Below are 22,419 nucleotides of genomic sequence, written 5' to 3'. Positions count from 1 at the left end.
TGATATGTTATTTTTAAATCACAACAACAAATAATTTCTTCAGGGCAGGGTGAGATTCCCTACCGGCGGTATAGTCCGCGAGCCACAATTGTGGTTGACTTGGTTAGATTCCGAGACCGACAGTTAAAGTCTGGATGGGAGAAGAAGTTTATCTATAAATAGGTGAACTATAGGTAATTATAGTAGGTAAGAAGTTATACTTAAACCTACTATACGTTTATCGACTTTTACGGCTCTGGAGTATATCTTCAGAGCCGTTTTTTTATACTTTTTTGGAGGTGATGGTTTGACTTATAAGTTTATGAAAAGGGCATTGGATATAGCTAAAAAAGGGCGTGGACAAGTTTCTCCAAATCCTTTAGTAGGCGCAGTTATAGTCAAGAATAATAGTATTATTGCAGAAGGTTACCACGAGTACTATGGTGGTCGCCATGCAGAACTTAACGCTTTAAAAAACTGCAATGAAAACTTAGAAGATGCTGTTATGTATGTTACTTTAGAGCCCTGTTCCCACTACGGAAAAACTCCTCCCTGTGCTGAAGCGATTGTGAAAAGTGGAATCAAACAAGTTGTTGTGGCTATGAAGGATCCTAACCCTTTAGTTTCAGGTAAGGGCATTAGCATTCTTGAAGAAAATGGCATCGAGGTAGTTAGCGGGGTTTTAGAAGCTGAAGCAAAGAAGCTCAATGAGTTTTTTATTAAATATATTAGCGAAAACAGACCCTTTGTCATAATCAAAACCGCCATGACTTTAGATGGTAAGATAGCAACTGTCTCTGGTGATTCTAAATGGATTACAAATAAATTATCTAGAGCTTATGTCCATAATTTAAGAAATCAAGTCTCTGCGATATTGGTCGGTATAGGCACAGTGTTAAACGATGATCCATTTTTAACAACACGTTTACCTGATGGTAGCGGGACAGACCCGCATCGTATTATCGTGGATTCAACAGCACAAATACCACTGAGTGCTAATGTTTTAAACATAGATTCTAAAGCAAAAACTATAATTGCAACCACAGAACGTGCTGACAGCTCAAAACTTTCTTCTTTAGAAGCAAAAGGTGCAGAAATTATTATAACTCCTAATAAAACAGGAAAAGTAGATCTGACATATCTTTTAGACAAACTAGGAGAAATGAAGATTGATAGTTTACTTATTGAAGGTGGCGGCCAATTAAATTTTAGCGCTTTTAGCACAAACAATGTGGACAAAGTTTTAAACTTTATCGCCCCAAAAATTATAGGTGGTAAAAATGCCATAACACCTGTAACTGGGCAAGGAATTGAGTATATAAATGATGCAATTTCCTTAACAGAAATTGACGTCCGTAGATTTGATGACGACATATTAATCTCTGGTTATGTTAAAAAGGGAAGGTGAGGTTATGTTTACCGGTCTTGTTGAAGAAGTTGGAAAGGTACAAAAAGTAAAAAAAAGCATTAAATCTTGTAGTCTCACTATAAGTGCAAAAAAAGTTCTAGATGGTGTAAAACTAGGCGACAGTATTAGTACTAATGGTGTTTGCTTAACTGTAGTAAGTTTTACATCTAATAGCTTTGATGCTGATGTTATGCCTGAAACAATGGATAACAGTAATTTGGGAAAGTTAAACATCGGCAGTGAAGTTAACTTAGAGCGAGCTTTACAGCTAGGAAATCGGTTAGGTGGACATATGGTTTCTGGTCATATCGATGATATAGGCACAATACTAAACTTCAGAAAGGATGAAAACGCTACTTGGGTTACCATAAAGCCTGTGAATACTAGCCTCAAATATGTAATAGAAAAAGGTTCTATAGCAATAGATGGTACAAGCCTAACAGTAGCTGATGTAAATGATGATAGCTTTAAGGTTTCAATCATCCCACTCACTGGAGAAGACACTACTTTGCTGAAGAATAAAATCGGTGATGAGGTAAATTTGGAATACGATTTAGTTGGTAAATATGTGGAGAAGTTAGTTAATGCTAACAAAACTGAAAACGACAGCAAAAATTCCATCGATATTAGTTTTTTACAGAAAAATGGATTTGCTTAATTAAAAGGGGTGTATAATATGATTAAATTTAATACTATCGAGGAAGCATTAGAGGATATTAAACAGGGAAAAATGATTGTAGTTGTAGATGACGAGGATAGAGAAAATGAAGGCGATTTGTTAATGGCAGCAGAAAAGGCTACCACGGAAGCTATAAATTTTATGGCTAAATACGGGCGTGGATTAATATGCACGCCAATGTTGAAGGAAAGATTACAAAAGCTAGGTATTTACCCTATGGTGAGTAACAACACAGATCCTAAGGAAACTGCTTTTACAGTTTCAGTTGACTCTGCAGATGCTACAACTGGAATCTCAGCTAAAGAAAGAGCCGACACTATACTTAAATTAGTTGATTCATCATCTAGACCAAAAGATTTTACTAAGCCCGGGCACATCTTCCCTCTTATAGCTAAAGAAGGAGGCGTTCTAAAAAGAGCAGGACATACTGAAGCGGGTACTGATTTAGCAAAGATGGCCGGTTTATATCCTGCAGGGGTAATCTGTGAAATTATGAATGAAGACGGATCTATGGCTCGGGTTCCTCAGCTTATGGAATATGTAAAAAAGCATAACTTAAAAATTATCACTATTGCAGATCTAATTGAATACAGAAGAAAGCATGAACTTTTAGTTGATAAAAAAGCTAGTGCTGAAATGCCTACTAAATACGGCGACTTTAAAATGCACGGGTACGTTAACAAGTTAAACGGCGAACATCATGTAGCTTTAGTTAAAGGTGATATAAAAGACGATGATGAAGTGCTCGTAAGAGTACACTCTGAATGTTTAACTGGTGATGCTTTTGGCTCCCTTCGATGCGATTGCGGTGATCAGTATCAAGCAGCTATCGAGAAGATTGAAGAAGATGGTAGAGGTGTATTGTTATACATGCGCCAGGAAGGTAGAGGTATTGGGCTCATCAATAAAATAAAGGCCTATGAACTACAAGACCAAGGCTTTGATACAGTAGAAGCCAATGTAAAGCTAGGTTTTCCAGAAGATATGCGAGATTATGGAATCGGTGCTCAAATACTTTATGATTTAGGCGTTAAGAAAATAAAGCTTATGACAAACAACCCCAAAAAACTTGCTGGGTTAGCAGGTTATGGCATGGAAGTTGTTGAGAGAGTGCCTATTCAAACAAACCACAACGAAAGAAATGAATTTTATCTTAAAACAAAAAAAGAAAAGATGGGACATATACTAAAGGAGGAAAAATAATGAGAGTTTATGAAGGTAATTTAGTTGCAAAGGGACAAAAGTTTGGTATCGTAGTCGGAAGGTTTAATGAATTCATTGGAAGCAAGTTGTTATCCGGTGCTTTAGATGGTTTAAAAAGACATGGTGTTAATGAGGAAGATATTGAGATTGCATGGGCTCCTGGGGCATTTGAACTTCCGCTAGTTGCAAAAAAAATGGCCAAATCTAAAAAGTATGCCGGAGTAATTTGCTTAGGTGCTGTTATAAGAGGAGCTACTCCACACTTTGATTATGTTTCTAGTGAGGTTACTAAAGGAGTGGCGTCGACTTCATTAGAACTGGATATTCCAATTATTTTTGGAGTGCTAACAACTGATACTATAGAGCAGGCTATTGAAAGAGCTGGCACCAAAGCTGGTAATAAAGGTTTTGAAGCTGCTACTACAGTGATAGAAATGGCAAATCTACTTGATGAAATTAAGTAATAAAAGCTCTATCTTCTCTAACGTTAAGACTATATTCTTTGATTATGATGGAACCCTTCATGATAGCCTAAAAATTTATGCTCCAGCATTTAGAAAAGCTTATGCGTTTTTAGTAGAAAATGGACATGCTAACCCCAGGGATTGGAGCGATAAAGATATCTCTCATTGGCTAGGTTTTACCAGCAAAGACATGTGGCAACAGTTCATGTCCAATTTAAATAAAGATATAAAAGATAAAGCTAGCACTATTATTGGTGCAGAGATGAAAAAACAACTCGCTGGCGGAAAAGCTACTCTATATACAGGTACTATAAATACACTGAAATATCTAAAATCAAAAGAGTATAACCTAGTGTTTATTAGTAATTGTGGAACTTACTATAAAGAAACTTCTAACAGTCTCTTTGGCCTTAGTAATTACTTTGATAGTTTGGTTTGCTCCGAAGAGTATAACTATATACCTAAGTGGAAGGTACTTGAAAAGATTAAGTCCAAGTATCCGCGCGACATGGTGATAGTAGGAGATAGGCTTCAGGACATAGAAGCAGGTTGCAAGAACAATATATTTACTATTGGATGCACGTATGGATACGGAAACCTATCAGAGTTAAACAGTGCAGATACATTAATAACAAGTATCTGCCAGCTTAAAGAGCTTTTATAATACAAAAGAAACTTTCCTATATATTTAGGAAAGTTTCTTTTGTTTTAGCTATTGTAAATTACCAGCCTCTTTTCGATAGCTTACTGTCTTCATCTAAGCTTTGTATTGAGATACCACTCATTGCTTCCCCTAAGTCTTCAGATATTACGGCTAGTTTTTCTGGATTGTTAAAGTTATTTACAGCTTCAACAATCGCTTTAGCCCTTTTTTCCGGGTTTTTTGACTTAAATATCCCTGATCCAACAAACACTCCGTCGCAGCCTAGCTGCATCATTAGTGCGGCATCAGCTGGGGTTGCTATGCCGCCTGCTGCAAAGTTTACCACTGGAAGTTTTTTATGATTATGGACATATTCTAGCATTTGATATGGGGCACCTATTTCCTTTGAGGCGTTTATCAACTCGCTCTTTTCTAAAGATGCTACTTTTTTAATCTCACTGTTGATTGTTTTCATATGTGTAACAGCTTCCACAACATCCCCAGTTCCAGCTTCACCCTTTGTTCGTATCATAGACGCCCCTTCACCTATTCTTCGCAAGGCTTCTCCTAAATTTTTTGCTCCACAAACAAATGGTACCTTAAACTTACTTTTTTGGATATGATATACTTTATCTGCTGGTGTTAAAACTTCGCTTTCGTCAATAAAATCAACCTTAATAGCCTCTAATATTTGAGCTTCCACAAAATGCCCTATACGAACTTTAGCCATAACAGGTATTTTAACTGCTTTCGTTATTGATTTAATCATGGCTGGGTCAGACATTCTAGCTACTCCACCATCTCGCCTAATATCAGCTGGCACCCTTTCTAAGGCCATAACAGCACAGGCCCCGGCTTCCTCTGCTATCTGTGCCTCCTTATCATTAGTGACATCCATGATAACTCCGTGTTTAAATTGCTTAGCAATGCTCTCTTGTTTCATAAATATCTCCTCCTATAGAATAATTTTCCACCTGAGTTAATTGTCACATTCTTGCGCAACAGTTTCAATACAATTTATATTTTTGTTGAATTGTATCGGAACGCTTCAGATGTTCCTTTTTTGTTCATAAAATAGAGAAGCAGTCAGCATAGATAGCTGACTGCTTCTTATTTTAAACTCGTTCCACTTTTATTCCGGTAAGGTGATCATTAACATCTTGCTTTTCTAAGCTATCATCACTAACATTGTTTAATGAGACAGCTAGTGTTTCTGATTTTATATATTCCTCAAATCTTTCAATTGCTGAAGTAACTTCATCATCTGTGTTGAAATATATATTTATATTGTCAGTCACTTCAAAACCACTATTCTTTCTCATTTGCTGAACTTTTGATATAAACTCCCTGGCATATCCTTCGTCAATCAACTCTTGGGTTAGGGTTGTGTCTAAGATGGTAAATAGGTTATTTTCCATCTCAACGGTAAAGCCTTCTTTAGCTGAGATATTTATCATAACTAATTCTTCATCTATCTCTATGCTTTCATCACCTAAGTCAATTGAAATAGTTTCGCCAGACCTTAGCTTTGGAATAACTTCAGCAGCATTAACTTTTGCTAAAGCTGGGCCTAGTAGCTTTATCTTCGGCCCAAGCTTTGGACCTGCCACTTTAAAGTTTGGTTTAAGACTATAATTCATAAATTTATCTACATCCTGTGTAAACTCAACTTCTTTAACGTTTAGCTCTTCTTTCATTAGCGGTACTAAATCGCTTATCAAGTCATGATGGTCACCATCAATAATCATTTTTTGGATTGGTTGACGAACCTTGATTTTACACTGTACTCTAGCAGATCTGCCTAGTCCTACTAAGTCCCTTACAAGATCCATTCGCTCCTCAACACGTTTATCTATAAGGTTTAAATCAACCTGTGGGTAATTTTCTAGATGAACAGAGGTTTGGCCTGTCAAGTTTTTATAGACTTCCTCGGAAATATATGGTACAAAAGGTGCTACTAGTTTGGATATGCCAACTAAAACCTCGTAGGTTGTATTATATACAGCCTTTTTATCCTGGGTTAATTCAGAAGCCCAAAAACGACGACGGGCTCTTCTAATATACCAATTTGATAGATCTTCATTGACAAAATCCTGTATTTTTCTTACAACACGAGTTAGCTCCATTGTTTCCATATCGCTTTTTACTTCCTGAACTAAGCTGTTGAACTTTGAAATTATCCATTTATCGAGCTCAGGTCGATCTTTATACTCTACAAAGAAATCTTTTGGGTTAACATTGTCAGTATTGGCGTAAAGGGTAAAGAAAGTATAAACATTTTTTAGTGTTCCAATAAATTTACTTTGTACCTCTTTTAAACCTTCGATGTCAAAGCGTGTAGGCGTCCAAGCTGGAGATACATATAGCAAATACCATCTTAGAACATCTGCTCCGTATTTATCAAACAGTTCAAAGGGGTTAACTGTATTACCTTTTGATTTTGACATCTTCTGACCGTCTTTATCTAAAATCAAGTCATTTACCAGCACCTTCTTGTAAGGTGCCTTGCCGGTGACGAATGTAGATATAGCCAGAAGTGAATAAAACCAGCCTCTTGTTTGATCTATACCCTCACAGATAAAATCAGCAGGGAATAGCTCATCGAAGTTTTCCTTGTTTTCAAAGGGATAATGGTGTTGTGCAAAAGGCATCGCACCACTGTCGAACCAGCAGTCTATTACTTCTGTAACCCTTGTCATAGTTTCTTCACATTTATCACACTTTATATGAACATCATCAACAAATGGTCTATGCAGTTCGATATTTTCATCAATATCTTCGATAGCTTTTTCCACAAGTTCTTTTCTAGAGCCTATAGACTCTTTGTGTCCACACTTACATTTCCAGATGTTTAAAGGAGTTCCCCAGTAACGATTTCTAGAAATTGCCCAATCATTTAAGTTTTCCAACCAATTTCCAAATCTCTTTTCACCGACGTAGCTAGGATACCATTCTACCGAGTTATTGTTTTCTATTAGTTTATCTTTCATTTTAGTTACTTCTATAAACCAGCTTGGTTTCCCATAATATAACAGTTCTGTGCCACATCTCCAACAATGAGGATAGTTATGAGCTATCTTTTCTTTGCTAAAAAGCTTGCCTTCAGCATGTAGCCATTTAATTATATCGACATCACAGTCCATTACGAACTTTCCTTGCCATGGAGTGGTGGTATATTTTCCAGACTCATCTACCGGTTGGATTACGGGAAGGTTATATTTAACACCTACCTGATAGTCATCCTCACCAAAGGCTGGTGCTATATGAACAATTCCAGTTCCATCACTGGTGGTAACGTAATCAGCTATTGTAACAAAGAAAGCTTTTTTGTCTGGTTTTGTAAAAGGCATTAACTGTTCATACTCAGTATGCTCTAGTTCTTGACCCTTAAATTCCTCAATTACCTCAAAGTCTTCCCCTAACACCTTATTAGAAAGTGTTTTTTCAACGATATAGACCTTCTGGTCTTTTTTGGCTCTAATATACGTTTCATCGGGGTGTACAGCTAAAGCTACGTTAGCAGCTAATGTCCAGGGGGTTGTAGTCCATACTAGTATATACTCTTCTTTATCCTTCACCTTAAAAGGTACGATAACAGTGTTGGACTTGATCTCCTTATATCCTTGAGCAACCTCGTGTGAAGCTAGGCCTGTACCACATCTAGGACAGTAGGGAAGGATTTTATGACCTTCATAAATATAACCTTCCTTATTAAACTTATCTAATATCCACCATACCGACTCAATGTAGTCATTATCTAAGGTGATATAAGGATTTTCTAAATCCAATAAATATCCCATTCTTCTAGTCATATCTCTCCAAAGCTTTTCATATGTGAATACTGATTCGCGGCACTTATGGTTAAAAGCAGAAAGTCCATAGTTCTCTATTTCAGTTTTGTTAGAAAGATTTAACTGTTTTTCAACCTCTAATTCCACAGGTAGGCCATGGGTATCCCAACCTGCTTTTCTTTTCACTTGATAACCCTCCATAGTTTTATATCTACAGACGGAATCTTTTAGCGTTCTAGAGATAACATGGTGAATACCAGGTTTCCCATTAGCTGTCGGCGGTCCTTCAAAAAAAACAAATGGCTCAGCGTCTTTTCGAACTTCTAAAGTCTTTTGAAGAAGATCAATTTCATCCCAAAAATTAGATAAATAGCCTTCTTTCTCATGAACTGGCTTGTTTGACAATTCCTTAAACTTTTCCATACCTCTCATCCTTTCAATATAATAAAAAAATCCCTAAGTCAAAAGACTTAGGGACGAAATTCCGCGGTACCACCCTAGTTACAGCAAAAGCTGTCACTTAGTTAAGGATGTAACGTATCCAAACGGGATTGCTTACTAAGTTTCAGCCATCCAGCTCATAGGTGATTTTCACAAAAGGGTTTGTTAGTGACCTTCCACCACACCAGTCACCTCTCTGTAAACTACTAACTCTTGCTACTTTCCTACTCTTTGCTTTTACTATTGATTACACTATATTATATGTTTTTTAGTAATCGATGTCAAATCAGATATAATGTTAATCGTAGATGTTTGAAAAACAACCCCAAGATAATTAAAGCACCTAACCAAATAATATGGTTAGGTGCTTTTGCGTACCCAGCGACGTCCTACTCTTCCAGGGGGTAAACCCCAAGTACCATCGGCGCTGAAGAGCTTAACTGCGGTGTTCGAGATGGGAACCGGTGGATCCTCTTCGCTTTTGTCACTGGATAAATTACCATAAGGAATAAAACTAAGTCATTATCTAAACTAAGTTGGTCAAGTCCTCGACTTATTAGTACCGGTCAGCTAAAGGTATTACTACCTGTACACCTCCGGCCTATCTACCAGATAGTCTATCTGGAGTCTTATCCGACACTCAACTCAAAACCTAAACTATAGATACTTTATCTATAAGACTTTTAACACCTTACTTTGGTGACAAGTCTTAGTTAGATTCTAAGTTGAGTGTCGGAGGGAAGTCTTATCTTGAGGGTGGCTTCGCGCTTAGATGCTTTCAGCGCTTATCCGTGCCGAACTTAGCTACCCAGCACTGCCACTGGCGTGACAACTGGTACACTAGAGGTTCGTCCATCCCGGTCCTCTCGTACTAAGGACAGATCCTCTCAAACTTCCTGCGCCCGCGACAGATAGGGACCGAACTGTCTCACGACGTTCTGAACCCAGCTCGCGTACCGCTTTAATGGGCGAACAGCCCAACCCTTGGGACCTACTACAGCCCCAGGATGCGATGAGCCGACATCGAGGTGCCAAACCTCCCCGTCGATGTGAACTCTTGGGGGAGATAAGCCTGTTATCCCCGGGGTAGCTTTTATCCGTTGAGCGACGGCCCTTCCACTCGGTACCGCCGGGTCACTAAGCCCGACTTTCGTCCCTGCTCGACTTGTAGGTCTCGCAGTCAAGCCTCCTTATGCCTTTGCACTCTACGAATGATTTCCAACCATTCTGAGGAGACCTTGGGGCGCCTCCGTTACTCTTTGGGAGGCGACCGCCCCAGTCAAACTGCCCACCTGACACTGTCCTAAAACCGGATTACGGTTTCTAGTTAGAATTCCAACATTCACAGGGTGGTATCCCACTTTAGGCTCCTAGAAGACTAGCGTCCTCTATTCTCAGCCTCCCACCTATGCTGTACAGTCAATGCCAAAATCCAATATCAGGCTACAGTAAAGCTCCACGGGGTCTTTCCGTCTTGTCGCGGGTAACCTGCATCTTCACAGGTACTACAATTTCACCGGGTCCTTCGTTGAGACAGCGCCCAAGTCGTTGCGCCTTTCGTGCGGGTCGGAACTTACCCGACAAGGAATTTCGCTACCTTAGGACCGTTATAGTTACGGCCGCCGTTTACTGGGGCTTCGGTTCAGAGCTTCTCCGACACTCAACTCAAAACCTATACTTTATACTAAGTATCTAGTAACACTTAATCTTCTTAGTTAAGCGCTAGTACTTAGCATAGATTCTAAGTTGAGTGTCGGATAACACGTTCCCTTAACCTTCCAGCACCGGGCAGGCGTCAGCCCCTATACTTCATCTTTCGATTTAGCAGAGACCTGTGTTTTTGATAAACAGTCGCTTGGGCCTATTCACTGCGGCCTCCTCTCGCTCAGTACGGATGTACTTCACAATATCGAGGCACCCCTTCTCCCGAAGTTACGGGGTCATTTTGCCGAGTTCCTTAACGAAGGTTCTCCCGAGCGCCTTAGGATTCTCTCCTCACCTACCTGTGTCGGTTTACGGTACGGGCACCGCGCTTCTTGTTAGAGGCTTTTCTTGGCAGTGTAGGATCAGTTAGTTCCCCTAAATTGGGTCCTCTTAACCTCTCAGAATAGATAGAGGCGGATTTGCCTACCTCTAATCCCTACTGGCTTGAACGCACTAGTCCATCAGTGCGATAACCTACCTTACTGCGTCACCCCATCACTCAAACAAAGCTTGGTGGCACTGGAATATCTACCAGTTGTCCATCGCCTACGCCTTTCGGCCTCGGCTTAGGTCCCGGCTTACCCTGAGCGGACGAACCTTCCTCAGGAAACCTTAGGTTTTCGGCGGAGATGATTCTCACATCTCTTTTCGTTACTTATATCAGCATTCTCACTTCTAAGCGCTCCACTGCTCCTTACGGTACAGCTTCGCCGCACTTAGAACGCTCCCCTACCAGTATTACTACTCCATTGCTTCGGTGGTAAGCTTTAGCCCCGGACATTTTCGGCGCAGGATCACTTGACCAGTGAGCTATTACGCACTCTTTAAATGGTGGCTGCTTCTAAGCCAACATCCTGGTTGTCTAAGCAATCCCACATCCTTTTCCACTTAGCTTACACTTTGGGACCTTAACAGATGGTCTGGGCTGTTTCCCTCTCGACTATGGACCTTATCACCCATAGTCTGACTCCCAAGGTCAAAATATATGGCATTCGGAGTTTGACTGAGTTCGGTAACCTGGGTTAGGCCCCTAGCTCAATCAGTGCTCTACCTCCACTATTCATCCTTGAGGCTAGCCCTAAAGCTATTTCGGGGAGAACCAGCTATCTCCGAGTTCGTTTGGCATTTCACCGCTACCCACAGCTCATCCCCTAATTTTTCAACATTAGTGGGTTCGGGCCTCCATTTTGTGTTACCAAAACTTCACCCTGGCCATGGGTAGGTCACTCGGGTTCGGGTCTACACATACAAACTAGTCGCCCTATTAAGACTCGCTTTCGCTACGGCTCCATGGCTTTACCATTTAACCTCGCTTGCAAATGTAACTCGCTGATCCATTATACAAAAGGTACGCCATCACCCGCTTATGGGGCTCTGACTGTTTGTAGGCACACGGTTTCAGGTTCTATTTCATCCCCCGCCTGGGGTACTTTTCACCTTTCCCTCACGGTACTTGTTCACTATCGGTCGCTGGGTAGTATTTAGCCTTTGGAGGTGGTCCTCCTAGATTCTTACGGGGTTTCTCGTGTCCCGCAATACTCGGGTGGCTACTTGGATAGATTAAAGCTTTTCGGCTACAGGACTTTCACCTTGTGTCGTTTGGGTTCCCAACCAATTCGCCTAAACTTTAATTTTGTAACTATCCCAAGTGACTGTATCCACTTGTAAAGTAACTCCCTCAACCCACTTTTAGCAACGCATACAGGCTTACACTAAAAGTGTTTAGGCTCTTCCCCTTTCGCTCGCCACTACTTAGGGAATCGAGTTTTCTTTCTCTTCCTCGGGGTACTTAGATGTTTCAGTTCCCCCGGTTGTCTCCTACCACCCTACTTGTTCAGGTGGTGGTACCACAGTATTAACTGTGGTGGGTTGCCCCATTCGGAAATCCGCGACTTAATGCTTGCTTGCAGCTAATCGCGGCTTTTCGCAGCTCGCTACGTCCTTCTTCGACTCCCAGCGCCAAGGCATCCGCCGTGCGCCCTTTGTAACTTGACCTCGTTTTTCTCGTTTAAACATAATGAAATTGTATCTACCACGCTTTTTTATATCTCGGGTTGATACTTCTTAGTTTTATCCTTATGGGTAATTTCAAAGATCGGTTGAAAGACTAGGTCTTTCAAAATTAAACAGCTATGCTACTAACCTTGAGGTTAAAGCTCCTTAGAAAGGAGGTGATCCAGCCGCACCTTCCGATACGGCTACCTTGTTACGACTTCACCCCAATCATTCGCCCCACCTTCGACGGTTGCCTCCTAAAAGGTTGGCTCACCGGCTTCGGGTGTTGCAAACTTTCGTGGTGTGACGGGCGGTGTGTACAAGGCCCGGGAACGCATTCACCGCGATATGCTGACTCGCGATTACTAGCAACTCCGACTTCATGCAGGCGAGTTGCAGCCTGCAATCCGAACTGAGACCTGATTTAAAGGATTCGCTCCAGATCGCTCCTTCGCTTCCCGTTGTTCAGGCCATTGTAGCACGTGTGTAGCCCAGGACATAAGGGGCATGATGATTTGACGTCATCCCCACCTTCCCCCGGTTTATCACCGGCAGTCTCCTTAGAGTGCCCAGCTTAACCTGCTGGCAACTAAGAATAAGGGTTGCGCTCGTTACGGGACTTAACCCAACATCTCACGACACGAGCTGACGACAACCATGCACCACCTGTCTCTCTGCCTCAAAAGAGGACGACTTTATCTCTAAAGACTTCAGAGGATGTCAAGCCCTGGTAAGGTTCTTCGCGTTGCGTCGAATTAAACCACATGCTCCGCTGCTTGTGCGGGCCCCCGTCAATTCCTTTGAGTTTCAACCTTGCGGTCGTACTCCCCAGGCGGGGCACTTAGTGCGTTAACTGCGGCACAGAGGGTATCTAAACCCCCTACACCTAGTGCCCAGCGTTTACGGCGTGGACTACCAGGGTATCTAATCCTGTTCGCTCCCCACGCTTTCGCATCTCAGTGTCAGGTACAGTCCAGAAAGTCGCCTTCGCCACTGGTGTTCCTCCTAATATCTACGCATTTCACCGCTACACTAGGAATTCCACTTTCCTCTCCTGTCCTCAAGTTTGACAGTTTCAAATGCAATACGGGGTTAAGCCCCGCAGTTTAACATCTGACTTATCAAACCACCTACATGCTCTTTACGCCCAGTAATTCCGGACAACGCTCGCCCCCTACGTATTACCGCGGCTGCTGGCACGTAGTTAGCCGGGGCTTCCTCTTGAGGTACTGTCATTTTATTCATCCCTCATAACAGAAGTTTACGATCCGAAAACCTTCATCCTTCACGCGGCATTGCTGCGTCAGGGTTGCCCCCATTGCGCAATATCCCCCACTGCTGCCTCCCGTAGGAGTCTGGGCCGTGTCTCAGTCCCAGTGTGGCTGATCGTCCTCTCAGACCAGCTATCCATCGTTGCCTTGGTAGGCCGTTACCCTACCAACTAGCTAATGAAGCGCGGGCCCATCCTTTAGCGATAAATCTTTCTTCTTTTAATCAGGTGATTAAAAGAAGGTATCCGGTATTAACATCAGTTTCCCGATGGTATCCCGATCTAAAGGGCAGGTTGCCCACGTGTTACGCACCCGTCCGCCACTAGGTCCATTAAGAGCAAGCTCTCAATTTCCCTCGTTCGACTTGCATGTGTGAGGCATGCCGCCAGCGTTCGTCCTGAGCCAGGATCAAACTCTCCATAAATAGTTTATGAAAAGCTAAAATTTAGCTCAACTTACTTAAATAATAAAAAAGAAATTAACTTTAAACCTTACTGGCTTTTGCATTAGCTGTTCAATTTTCAAAGACCTAATTTGTTTGCCGCCGTGTTTCAGCGACAAGTAATACTATATCATTTATTCGTTTTTGTGTCAACAACTTTTTTTTAAAAGCTGTTGAATATTTTTGCCGCCGCTTGTTTCAGCGACAGTTATATACTTTACCATCATTTTTACCAAAGGTCAAGGATTTATGCATGGAAAATAATGGGGGGCCGTTTTGGTGGTCAGCGGATAGCAGGTAGCGGATAGGAAAACCTAAAACCAGTTGGATGGTTGGATGGTTGGATGGTTGGATGGTTGGATGGTTGGATGGTTGGATGGTTGGATGGTTGGATGGTTGGATGGTTGGATGGTTGGATAGGAAAACATAAGCCCCAGCCCTAATGATGACCCAAATGACACCCAAATGGCTGTAGGGGAGCAGTGTCTGCTCCCGAACATTATGTCCCACATATTTTTTGTGGGACGGTTACTGCTTCCATATATGGTAGCAAATCAAGACCCAAATGATAAACCTAGGGACAATGGGGACTGGTATGCTGTCCCATCGGTTCAAAATGGGACTGCCGTACCTGTCCCCTCTGTCCCGAGATGGCATGACCTAGATGAAACAACCCCAAATGGCGTAGGGGAGCAGTGTCTGCTCCCGAACACTATGTCCCACGTATCTCAGTGGGACGGTTCTTCCTTACATATATGGTAGCAAATAAAAGACCCAAATGATAAACCTAGGGACAATGGGGACTGGTATGCTGTCCCATCGGTTCAAAATGAAAATGTCGTACCTGTCCCCTCTGTCCCGAGATGGCATGACCTAGATGGAACAACCCAAATGGCGTAGGGGAGCAGTGTCTGCTCCCGAACACTATGTCCCACGTATCTCAGTGGGACGGTTCTTCCTTACATATATGGTAGCAAATCCAGACCAAAATGGTAACACTCTGTTGGAGGGTTCAATGCAAAACAATTTACAGTGTACAATGAAAACATATACCCATTGACCCAAATACCATAAATAAAAACGCCGCTCAAAATGAGCGACGTTTTTTCTCTTCTATATATTGTTCTTTATAGTATTCCTGCGCCAAATAGCGGGGCAAATACTAAAGATACAATTGTCATTAGCTTGATAAGGATGTTGATAGATGGTCCTGAAGTATCCTTAAATGGGTCACCTACTGTATCACCTACAACAGTAGCAGCGTGAGTTTCTGTACCCTTACCGCCATAAGCTCCACCTTCAACATACTTTTTAGCGTTATCCCAGGCACCACCAGCATTAGCCATCATTATAGCCATAAGCACCCCTGCTGCTAAAGCTCCAGCAAGTAGTCCACCTAACGCTTCTGCACCTAAAATAAACCCTACAGCTACTGGCACAACAACAGCTAAAAGACCTGGAATAACCATTTCTTTAATTGCTGCATCTGTACTGATTTCTACACAACGAGCATAGTCTGGCTTTGCCTTTTCTTCCATAATGCCAGGAATTTCTTTGAACTGGCGTCTAACCTCTTCAATCATTTGGAAAGCTGCTTTTCCAACAGCATCCATGGTAATTGCAGAGAATAAAAACGGAAGCATTGCACCGATAAATAGACCAGCAATAACGGTAGCATTAGTTAAGTCTATGCCAACTAATTCTGCTTCTTGCGTAAAGGCAGAGAATAACGCTAAAGAAGTTAGCGCCGCAGAACCGATAGCAAAGCCTTTACCTATAGCAGCGGTGGTGTTACCCACAGCGTCTAGTTCATCTGTAATTTCTCTAACACTGCTGTCTAAGTTAGCCATTTCAGCAATTCCACCAGCATTATCAGCAATCGGTCCATAAGCATCGATAGCGATAGTCATACCAGCTGTGGAAAGCATTCCTACAGCAGCAATTGCAATTCCGTAAAGTCCAGCAAAGTGGTGAGAAATAAGAATTGCACCAGCGATTACTAAAATAGGTAATACAGTACTTCTCATACCTACAGATAATCCACTAATAATGGTTGTTGCAGGTCCAGTTTGAGAAGATTCAGCAATACTTTTAACAGGCTTATGGTGATCAGATGTATAGTACTCGGTAATTCTACCAATTGCAATACCAGCCACAAGACCTGCTACGATAGCAAAGAATATATTGTTATCTCCTAATAACCAAGAATTTAAGAAGAAAGCTGCAATCAGAGTTAACACTCCACTTACCATAGTTCCTCTTTCAAGCGCAGCGCTTAAACTGCCACCTTCCTTAGCTTTAACTGTAAATGTACCAAGGATTGAGAAGACGATTCCAACTCCAGCTAAAAGCAACGGTAGCATAACACCTTCTACCCCAAGTGAAGCTCCTAGCACTAACGCAGCAATAATAGAACCTACATAAGACTCAAAAAGGTCAGCTCCCATACCTGCTACGTCACCGACGTTGTCGCCTACGTTATCTGCAATAACAGCAGGGTTTCTTGGGTCATCCTCTGGGATACCAGCTTCTACCTTACCTACAAGGTCAGCTCCAACATCTGCAGCTTTGGTGTAGATACCTCCACCAACTCTAGCAAATAAAGCAATGGAGCTTGCGCCTAGTGCAAACCCATTTACAATATTAGGGTCTTGGAAAATGATATATAGTGTACCAACACCGAAAAGTCCTAAACCTACTACTGACATTCCCATTACAGCTCCACCATTGAAGGCAATGCTCAGTGCCGGGTTGATACCTTTTTGAGCAGCGTTAGCAGTTCTAGCATTTGCTTTTGTAGCAATTCGCATCCCGATGTTTCCTGCCAAACCTGAGAAAAGCGCTCCCGCTAAAAAGCAGATAGCTGTTTGCCAGCTAAGTGCAAACCATAAAATGACAGCTACAACTCCAACGAAAAAGACTAGAGTTTTGTATTCTCTGTTTAAAAATGCCATTGCACCGTCAAATATTGCATCTGATAATTCTTGCATTCTGCTTGTCCCAACATCTTCCTTAGTGACTTTTTTTGTAAGAATGAACGCGTAAATTAATGCCACTATTCCTAAAATAGGTACTATGAATATGTAATTTTCCACTTTTCTTCCTCCTTTAAGTTAAATAAATAAGTTGAAATAAAGAAGCACCCCAACAGCATGTCAGGGTGGGGGGATAAACTATCGCCCTAACCAGAAAGCTAGTATAAGAGAGCTAATTATGAAAAGTACTGCTGCCACTGTAGTTAGCTTAGATAATGTTTCATCTAGACCTTTACTCTTACCAAAGAAAGTTTCCGCTCCTCCAGCAATGCTGCCTGATAGGCCAGCGCTCTTACCTGATTGCAGTAGCACTCCCGCAATTACTCCGATTGCGATAAGGGCATGTATAATTTGTAAAATTGTTGACACCTTCCCCACCTCCTTGATTGCTAGGGTAATTTCTTAATATTATACCAAATGTAATTTTACCATAGTTATACCCAAAAAACAACCTGTTATAAAGGCAACTTTACCAGATTGAAATTTCATTCACAAATGTAAAGTTAGAAAAAGGCCGCCCAAAATGGCGGCCTTTTTAGTTACTTAATGTTGTAAAAACTGCCCATCCCTAAGTACTTGCCTGTAAAGTCTAGTTCTTCTTCAATTCTTAATAGTTGGTTATATTTAGCAACTCTATCTGTTCTTGATGGAGCGCCAGTTTTAATCTGTCCTGCGTTGGTAGCTACAGCAAAGTCAGCGATTGTAGAATCTTCTGTTTCTCCTGAACGGTGAGAGATAACACAGGTAAATCCTGCTTTTTTAGCCATCTCTATAGCTTCTAGCGTTTCTGTAATAGTGCCAATTTGATTAAGTTTTATCAAAATAGAATTTCCTGCTTTGATTTCTATACCTTTAGATAACCTTTCTGTGTTAGTTACAAATAAATCGTCACCAACAATTTGGATTTTATCTCCAAGTTTTTGTTGCATCTCTACCCATCCATCCCAGTCATCTTCTGATAATCCATCTTCTATTGAGATAATTGGATATTTGTCCACTAGGTCTGCATAGAAATCGATTAACTCAGTGGTTGATTTAACTACGCCTTCACCTTCTAGATGGTACTTCCCATCTTTATAAATTTCAGTGGCAGCAACATCTAGCGCTAAACGAATATCGTCAAATGGCTTATATCCAGCTCTCTCAATAGCATCCATAATAACTGAAAGTGCTTCTTCGTTAGAAGATAAGTTAGGGGCAAAGCCTCCTTCGTCTCCTACACCAGTTCCCAATCCTTTTTCGTTTAATACAGCCTTTAAGTTATGGAAAATTTCTGCACCCATTCTAAGTGCTTCCTTAAAGCTATTAGCTCCTACAGGCATTACCATAAACTCTTGGATATCTACGTTATTATCAGCATGAGATCCGCCATTTAAAATATTCATCATTGGAACTGGAAGATCGCAAGCATTTACTCCACCTAGGTATTTATAAAGAGGCATTCCTATTGCTTCTGCAGCTGCTTTTGCCACAGCCATAGAAACACCTAAAATAGCGTTAGCACCTAGTTTCCCCTTGTTATCTGTACCATCTAATTCAATTAAACTTTTATCTATAGCTGTTTGCTCTAATGCATCTGCACCTTCTAGCGCCGGTGCGATGATATTGTTGATGTTATCTACAGCTTTTTCAACGCCTTTACCTAGGTAACGGCCTTTATCTCCATCTCTTAACTCCACTGCTTCATAAGCTCCTGTAGAAGCTCCAGAAGGTACTATTGCTCGCCCTAAGGCACCTCCTTCTAGCACAACTTCAACTTCAACAGTAGGGTTTCCTCGCGAATCTAATACTTCTCTACCATATACTTCGATAATTTCTGTCATTTTAATTCCTCCTTATTTTTTTACTAGGGACTCACCGGTCATTTCAGCTGGTATTTCAACCCCCATAAGTTCAAGTACTGTAGGGGCTATGTCACATAAAGCGCCTTCTTTAAGACTTTTATCTCCAAACCCTGCTAATGTTAATGGCACCGGATTGGATGTATGCGCAGTATGAGGTTTTTTAGTTCTAGGGTCAACCATCTGCTCTGCATTTCCATGATCTGATGTGACTATTACTCCCCCGCCTTTTTTCAATATAGCGGGCACTAGCTTAGAAAGACACTTGTCTACTGTGTTGCAAGCTTTAACAGCTGCTTTAAAGTTACCAGTATGGCCTACCATATCAGGGTTTGCATAGTTAATCAAAATAAAATCATAATCGTTTTGCTCCATTTCTTCTAACAACCTATCAGTAGTTTCATGAGCACTCATCTCCGGCTGCAAGTCATAGGTAGCTACTTTAGGAGATGGTATTAACACTCTTTGTTCCCCATCATTACTTTTTTCAACTCCACCGTTAAAGAAGAAAGTTATATGGGCATATTTTTCTGTCTCTGTAATCCTTAGCTGCTTTTTACCAGCTTTACTTAGCACTTCGCCCAAGGTGTTAACAATTTCTTTTTGCTCAAAAGCTATAGGTAATGAAAAATTTTCATCGTACTGTGTAAAGCAGGTGTAATGTACTTTAGGGAGATGCTTTCGGTTAAACCCATCAAATTCATCACTGGTTAAAGCTGTAGTTATTTGACGAGCTCTGTCCGGCCTAAAGTTATAAAAGATAACAGAATCTCCATCTTCCACTTTGCTTTCTTTAGCTATTGCAACTGGCGGAACAAACTCGTCTGTTTTATCTTGTTCATAAGCACTTTCTACAGCTTCTAAAGCGCTGGTAGCTACATCACCATTGCCAGCAACAATAGTATTATATGCTTTTTCTGTTCTTTCCCATCTCTTATCCCTATCCATGGTATAGTATCTACCGGATACAGTTGCAATTTCTCCTAAGTGTACATCTTTTAGTTTTGCCTCTAGCATCTCTATATATCCTAAAGCGGATTTGGGTGGAACGTCTCTGCCATCTAAAATTGGATGTACTTTGACCTTTTGTACACCTTTTTCCTTCGCCATATCAAGTAAGGCAAATAGGTGATTTGTGTGACTGTGGACTCCACCATCGGATAGTAAACCCATCAGGTGCAGCGTCGAGTTTTTTTCTATACAGTTATCCATACTTGCCGCTAGCTTTTCATTTTTAAAAAATGAGCCTTCTTCTATAGCTTTGTTGATTCTAGTAAGGTCTTGATAAACTACTCTTCCAGCGCCCATGTTTAAGTGTCCTACCTCAGAATTACCCATTTGCCCTTGAGGTAGCCCCACTTCTAGGCCGCTAGCTTTAATTTCCGTAGTGGGAAACTTGTTTATCAAAGCATCGTAATATGGTTTTTCTGCTGCAACAACAGCATTACCATCACCAACTTCATTTAATGCCCATCCATCAATAACAACTAGTACAAGTGGTTTGGTTGTAGTCATTAATTATTTCCTCCTAAAACTTAACAATATCGACAAAAGAAGGCACCTTCAAGCTAGCTCCACCTACAAGGGCGCCGTCTATATCAGACATCGCCATGTAGTCGCTAATATTTTCTGGCTTTACACTACCTCCATATTGAATTCTAATTTGCTGTGCTACATCGTTAGATGCAAACTCTTTAACAGTATTTCTAATAAAAGCAATGGTTTCGTTGGCATCTTCTTTTGTAGCAGATTTTCCTGTACCGATTGCCCAAACAGGTTCGTAGGCTATTACAACATTTTCAAGTTGTGCTTTAGTAAGTCCTTTTAGACCCTCTTCAACCTGAGTTTTGCAAACTTCCTCGGTTTTATTATCTTCCTTTTCTTCTAAAGTTTCTCCTACACAAAGGATTGGTTTCATTTTGCTATTTATCACAGCTAACACTTTTTTATTTACAATCTCGTCACTTTCCCCAAACATAGCTCTACGCTCTGAGTGGCCTACAATAACGTACTCAACCCCTAAATCCTTTAACATATCAGGGGAAATCTCACCTGTATAAGCTCCTTTTTCTTCAAAATGTACATTCTGAGCTCCTAGTTTTATACTTGAGTTGCTCAGCAAACTTTTAGCCGCCTGCAAGCTAGTAAATGGCGGACAAACAACCGCTTCTACCTCATCAACATCCAGCTTTTCTGCTACTTCCTCAAAAAACTTTTCACTTTCGCTGGCAGTTTTATTCATCTTCCAGTTACCTGCTAAAATTGGGATTCTATTAGTCATAAATCATACCTCCTAGGCTTTTATTTTTCTGTTAGTGCTTCTACACCAGGCAAGGTTTTTCCTTCTAAAAACTCTAATGATGCTCCTCCACCTGTGGAGATATGACCCATTTGCTTAGCTAATCCAGCTTTTTCCACGGCAGCTGCTGAATCGCCTCCACCAACGATGGATAGTCCTTCACTCTTAGCTAAAGCTTTTGCAACGCTAAAAGTTCCTTTAGCAAAGTTATCCATTTCAAACACTCCCATAGGACCGTTCCATACAATTGTCTGAGCTTTTGTTATAACTTGAGAAAATTCTTCTGCTGCCTTAGTGCCAATATCCACGGCCATCCATCCGTTTGGCACTTGATCACACGGAACTATCTGACTTGGCGCTTCATTGTCAAACTTCTCAGCTACTAAAAGGTCAGATGGTAACATTATTTCAACTTTCTTTGCGGTAGCTTGCTTCATCAAGTCCTTAGCAAGTTCAATCTTGTCTTCTTCCACCAAAGAGTTACCCATATCATAACCTTTTGCAGATAGGAAGGTATTAGCCATTCCACCACCTATGATTAAAGTATCAACTTTTTCTATCAAGTTTTCTATAACTCCGATTTTATCACTTACCTTAGCACCGCCAATTATAGCAACTAACGGACGCTTAGGGTTATTTACAGCTTCTCCTAGCATGTTTAATTCTTTTTCAATTAAAAACCCAGCTACTGCTTGTATGTAATCAGCAATTCCAGCAGTGCTTGCATGGGCTCTATGGGCAGTTCCAAATGCGTCATTAACAAAGATATCCGCTAAGGCTGCAAATTCTTTGGACAGCTGAGCGTCGTTTTTTTCCTCACCAGGTAAAAAGCGCACATTTTCTAGCAGCATCACCTCTCCATTTTCTAAAGAGTTGGCCATTTCAGTAACTTTGTCACTTATTACATCAGGAGCCATTTTAACCTCTCTGCCTATAAGTTCAGATATTCTATCTGCAACAACCTTTAAGGATAGCTCTTTTTTGACTTGACCTTTTGGTCTACCTAAGTGAGATGCCAATATAACCTTTGCTTCGTTTTCCATTAGGTATTGAATTGTGGGTAATGCCCCTTGAATTCTTGTCTCGTCGGTTATCTTACCATCGTTTAAAGGAACATTAAAATCCATGCGTACAAAAACTTTTTTCCCTTTTAAGTTAACATCTTTCAATGTAAGCTTGTTCATGGCATTAGCCTCCTTGTTAGATTATAAGGGTGGTGCCGTA

15 protein-coding genes, 3 rRNA genes, 1 riboswitch and 1 other annotated feature are annotated in these 22,419 nt (G+C 41.1%); of the genes, 5 read left to right on the top strand and 13 right to left on the bottom strand.

Features of this window, described 5'->3' with window-relative positions:
• Positions 1-31 precede the first annotated feature (31 nt).
• Positions 32-150, top strand: a riboswitch (FMN riboswitch).
• A 136-nt stretch (positions 151-286) separates the two neighbouring features.
• The 5 genes from ribD to PRVXH_RS03020 are packed head-to-tail and all read left to right on the top strand — an operon-like array spanning position 287 to position 4,397.
• The gene (ribD, locus tag PRVXH_RS03040; protein WP_353893841.1) at positions 287-1,387 is read left to right on the top strand and encodes a bifunctional diaminohydroxyphosphoribosylaminopyrimidine deaminase/5-amino-6-(5-phosphoribosylamino)uracil reductase RibD; all 1,101 of its coding nucleotides are present in this window, start codon (positions 287-289) and stop codon (positions 1,385-1,387) included.
• 4 nt (positions 1,388-1,391) lie between these two features.
• The gene (locus PRVXH_RS03035) at positions 1,392-2,045 is read left to right on the top strand and encodes a riboflavin synthase (protein ID WP_353893840.1); all 654 of its coding nucleotides are present in this window, start codon (positions 1,392-1,394) and stop codon (positions 2,043-2,045) included.
• An 18-nt stretch (positions 2,046-2,063) separates the two neighbouring features.
• The gene (locus tag PRVXH_RS03030) at positions 2,064-3,269 is read left to right on the top strand and encodes a bifunctional 3,4-dihydroxy-2-butanone-4-phosphate synthase/GTP cyclohydrolase II (protein WP_353893839.1); all 1,206 of its coding nucleotides are present in this window, start codon (positions 2,064-2,066) and stop codon (positions 3,267-3,269) included.
• Positions 3,269-3,733, top strand: a complete 465-nt coding sequence (ribE, locus tag PRVXH_RS03025; protein WP_353893838.1) for a 6,7-dimethyl-8-ribityllumazine synthase — start codon at positions 3,269-3,271, stop codon at positions 3,731-3,733. Before PRVXH_RS03030 ends, ribE begins: the two co-directional genes overlap by 1 nt.
• Entirely contained in the window at positions 3,720-4,397 is a 678-nt protein-coding gene (locus PRVXH_RS03020) for an HAD family hydrolase (protein WP_353893837.1), read from the top strand. Before ribE ends, PRVXH_RS03020 begins: the two co-directional genes overlap by 14 nt.
• A gap of 58 nt (positions 4,398-4,455) precedes the next feature.
• Here PRVXH_RS03020 and pdxS read toward each other — a convergent pair whose 3' ends face one another.
• From pdxS to PRVXH_RS02955, 13 genes are all read right to left on the bottom strand, one after another.
• Positions 4,456-5,319 carry a pyridoxal 5'-phosphate synthase lyase subunit PdxS gene (gene pdxS, locus PRVXH_RS03015; RefSeq protein ID WP_353893836.1) on the bottom strand — a complete coding sequence of 288 codons (864 nt, stop codon included), beginning with the start codon at positions 5,317-5,319 and terminating at the stop codon, positions 4,456-4,458.
• A 172-nt stretch (positions 5,320-5,491) separates the two neighbouring features.
• Positions 5,492-8,590 carry an isoleucine--tRNA ligase gene (ileS, locus tag PRVXH_RS03010; RefSeq protein WP_353893835.1) on the bottom strand — a complete coding sequence of 1,033 codons (3,099 nt, stop codon included), beginning with the start codon at positions 8,588-8,590 and terminating at the stop codon, positions 5,492-5,494.
• 46 nt (positions 8,591-8,636) lie between these two features.
• Positions 8,637-8,849, bottom strand: a binding site (T-box leader).
• A 135-nt stretch (positions 8,850-8,984) separates the two neighbouring features.
• Positions 8,985-9,100: ribosomal RNA gene (rrf, locus tag PRVXH_RS03005) — 5S ribosomal RNA — on the bottom strand.
• Positions 9,101-9,144: 44 nt separating this feature from the next.
• Positions 9,145-12,307: ribosomal RNA gene (locus PRVXH_RS03000) — 23S ribosomal RNA — on the bottom strand.
• Positions 12,308-12,476: 169 nt separating this feature from the next.
• Positions 12,477-14,002, bottom strand: a 16S ribosomal RNA gene (locus tag PRVXH_RS02995).
• The 16S, 23S and 5S rRNA genes sit together here, the layout of an rRNA operon.
• Before the next feature lie 216 nt (positions 14,003-14,218).
• Positions 14,219-14,422, bottom strand: coding sequence for a PT domain-containing protein (locus PRVXH_RS02990; protein ID WP_353894533.1), 204 nt, complete (start codon positions 14,420-14,422; stop codon positions 14,219-14,221).
• Positions 14,335-14,520: a PT domain-containing protein gene (locus PRVXH_RS02985; protein WP_353893834.1), complete on the bottom strand. Its 186-nt coding sequence runs from the start codon at positions 14,518-14,520 to the stop codon at positions 14,335-14,337. Before PRVXH_RS02985 ends, PRVXH_RS02990 begins: the two co-directional genes overlap by 88 nt.
• Before the next feature lie 627 nt (positions 14,521-15,147).
• Complete coding sequence (locus tag PRVXH_RS02980; RefSeq protein WP_353893833.1) at positions 15,148-17,115, bottom strand: sodium-translocating pyrophosphatase; 1,968 nt, start codon at positions 17,113-17,115, stop codon at positions 15,148-15,150.
• Between the two features lie 78 nt (positions 17,116-17,193).
• A complete protein-coding gene (gene secG / locus PRVXH_RS02975) occupies positions 17,194-17,424 on the bottom strand; it encodes a preprotein translocase subunit SecG (RefSeq protein WP_353893832.1) in 231 nt (76 codons plus the stop codon).
• Between the two features lie 170 nt (positions 17,425-17,594).
• A complete protein-coding gene (eno, locus tag PRVXH_RS02970; RefSeq protein ID WP_353893831.1) occupies positions 17,595-18,878 on the bottom strand; it encodes a phosphopyruvate hydratase in 1,284 nt (427 codons plus the stop codon).
• 12 nt (positions 18,879-18,890) lie between these two features.
• Positions 18,891-20,411 (bottom strand): 2,3-bisphosphoglycerate-independent phosphoglycerate mutase, encoded by a 1,521-nt coding sequence (gene gpmI, locus PRVXH_RS02965; RefSeq protein ID WP_353893830.1) that lies wholly within the window; start codon positions 20,409-20,411, stop codon positions 18,891-18,893.
• A 13-nt stretch (positions 20,412-20,424) separates the two neighbouring features.
• Positions 20,425-21,177, bottom strand: coding sequence for a triose-phosphate isomerase (gene tpiA, locus PRVXH_RS02960; RefSeq protein WP_353893829.1), 753 nt, complete (start codon positions 21,175-21,177; stop codon positions 20,425-20,427).
• A 20-nt stretch (positions 21,178-21,197) separates the two neighbouring features.
• Entirely contained in the window at positions 21,198-22,379 is a 1,182-nt protein-coding gene (locus PRVXH_RS02955; RefSeq protein WP_353893828.1) for a phosphoglycerate kinase, read from the bottom strand.
• Positions 22,380-22,419: the final 40 nt, after the last annotated feature.

Origin of the sequence: Proteinivorax hydrogeniformans, assembly GCF_040515995.1 — a bacterium.
Classification (GTDB): domain Bacteria; phylum Bacillota; class Proteinivoracia; order Proteinivoracales; family Proteinivoracaceae; genus Proteinivorax; species Proteinivorax hydrogeniformans.
The sequence above is the reverse complement of the archived record's forward strand: the minus strand, read 5'-3'. Positions and strand labels throughout refer to the sequence as shown.